Here is an 806-nt window from a genome sequence, read left to right as displayed (position 1 = left end):
CTGTTCGCCGAAACGCTCGAAGCCAGGGCGCGCGGCTACACGGCCGGGCGCTTCAGCTTCAACATCGGCGCGGGCCGCTGCCCCGGCTGCGAGGGCGCGGGCCTGCGCACCATCGAGATGAGCTTTCTGCCCGACGTGAAAGTGCCTTGCGAGACCTGCCATGGCGCGCGCTTCAACCCCGAAACGCTGGCCGTCACCTGGCGTGGCAAAAGCATTGGCGAGGTGCTGTGCATGGAGGTGGACGAGGCCGTGGAGTTCTTCGCCAGCCAGCCCGGCATTGCGCACCCGCTGCAACTGCTGCGGGACATGGGCCTGGGCTACCTGACGCTGGGCCAGGCCTCGCCCACGCTCTCGGGCGGAGAGGCACAGCGCATCAAGCTGGTGAGCGAACTGAGCAAGGTGCGCGACGATATTGGCCGCCGGGGGCGGAAGGCGCCGCACACGCTCTATGTGCTCGACGAGCCCACGGTGGGTCTGCACATGGCCGACGTGGACAAGCTCATCCGCGTGCTGCACCGCCTGGTCGATGCGGGCCACAGCGTGGTGGTCATAGAGCACGACCTGGACGTGATCGCCGAGGCCGACTGGATCATCGACCTGGGGCCCGAGGGCGGCCAGCAGGGCGGGCGCATCGTCGCCGCGGCGGTGCCGCAGGAGCTGGTGCGCCAGGGCACGCACACCGGGCAGGCGCTCGCGGCGGTGCTCGCGCGCTGAGGTGCTGAGCGGCGCCGGGGCGCGGCCGCAGGGCCTGCCCCGCTACACTGCATTCCCATGCGCATCGTCCACACCATCGCCGAGCTGCGCCA

General features: G+C 70.5%; 1 pseudogene. It reads left to right on the top strand.

From position 1 onward, the window contains the following. A pseudogene (locus VTU_RS26050) lies at nt 1-714 on the top strand (excinuclease ABC subunit UvrA); the annotation flags it as partial. Between the last annotated feature and the right edge of the window lie 92 nt (nt 715-806).

The sequence above is a fragment of the Verminephrobacter aporrectodeae subsp. tuberculatae At4 genome, from assembly GCF_000193225.1.
Lineage (GTDB): Bacteria > Pseudomonadota > Gammaproteobacteria > Burkholderiales > Burkholderiaceae_C > Acidovorax > Acidovorax aporrectodeae.
Note: the sequence above shows the minus strand (reverse complement) of the source record. Positions and strands in the feature narration are given on the sequence as shown.